The organism is Streptomyces sp. BK79 (genome assembly GCF_044142145.1).
Classification (GTDB): Bacteria; Actinomycetota; Actinomycetes; order Streptomycetales; family Streptomycetaceae; genus Streptomyces.
In genome coordinates, this window is the sequence record NZ_JBHVOC010000073.1 from 1 (window position 1) to 1,423 (window position 1,423).

The following is a 1,423-nucleotide window of genomic DNA, read 5'->3' on the forward strand; positions in this document are numbered from 1 at the left end:
GGGCCGCCCCACGTACCCGCGCGCCAGGCCGAGACCGGCCACGTACAGCTCGCCGGGCACGCCCACCGGTGCGGGCCGCAGCCGGTCGTCGAGGACGAGGACGCGGTGGTTGGGCAGCGGACCGCCCAGCGGGACGCCTTCGGCTCCCGGCGGGTTCAGCGCGTCGGTCCGGAAGGAGGTGACGATCACCGTCGCCTCGGTGGGTCCGTAGACGTTGACGATCCGCAGCTGCGGATGCGCGTCGAGGAGCCGTGACATCGCGGCCGTCGGCGCCGTGTCACCTCCGACCTGTATCTCGCGGACCCCCGCGAACGCCTCGGGGCACTCGTCGGCGAGGACTTCGAGCAGGCCGGGGGTGAGGAACAGGCCGGTGACCGCCTGTTCGGCGATGAGCGTGCCGTACGTCGCCGCGTCGATGCCGCCGGGCGGGGCGAGGACGAGGGTTCCGCCGGTCAGGAGGGCGGGCCACATCTCGGCCGTGGACACGTCGAACGCGTACGACGAGTGCACCAGCACCCGCTCGTAGGCGCCGCTGCCGAAGAGCGCGTCGCCGGCGAACGCGACGACGTTGCGGTGGGTGACCGCGACGCCCTTGGGGGTGCCGGTGGAGCCCGAGGTGTAGATCACGTAGGCCAGGGAGTCGAGGGCCGGCCGGTGTGCGGGCAGCGACCGGGCCGGCGACGGGCCGGTGCCGGCACCGACGTCGACCACCGTGAGGTCGCGGTCCGCGAGCAGCCCGGTGAGTTCCGCGGGGCGGTCGGTGAGCACGAAGCGGGCGCCCGACTCGTCCAGCATCGACAGTTTGCGGGACAGCGGGTTGCGTTCGTCCATGGGGAGGTACGCGCCCCCGGCCTTGAGCACGGCCAGCGAGGCGATCACGGTCTCGGGCGACCTGCCGATGTCGAGGCCCACGATGTCCTCAGGGTTCAGGCCGAGCCCGGCCAGGTGACGGGCCAGCCGGTCGGAGGCGCTGTCGAGGTGCGCGTACGTGAGGCGTCGTCCGTCCTGGAGGATCGCCGTCGCGTCCGGTGTCCGCGCGGCCACCTCGGTGAACAGGTCCGGCAGTGTGCGGGCGGGTACGGGCTGGTCCTCCCCCTGCCAGGTGGTGAGGACGTGTTCGCGTTCCTCCGCGCCCAGCAGCGACAGACGGGACAGCGGCCGGTCGGGATCGGCCGCGGCCTGCCGTACGACGTTCCCGAGGTGGTCGAGCAGGCGCTGCACGGTGGAGTGGTCGAACAGGGCGCGGCTGTAGATCGCCTGCCCGGTGATACCGCCGTCGGGGTCCTCCACGAGGTGCAGTTCCAGGTCGACCCTGGTGGAGACGCGGTCGGCGGCGAAGATCTCGATCTCTTCGCCCGTCGCGTCGAGCCGGCCGAAGGACGGGGTGTTGACGATCTGGAAGACGACCTGGACGAGGGGGTGG

At 72.6% G+C, this 1,423-nt stretch carries 1 protein-coding gene; it reads right to left on the minus strand.

Translation table 11 applies throughout. The features are described 5' to 3' along the window. Positions 1-1,423: AMP-binding protein (locus ACFIF2_RS35810; protein ID WP_395577473.1), on the minus strand; the 1,423-nt coding region annotated here is incomplete at both ends.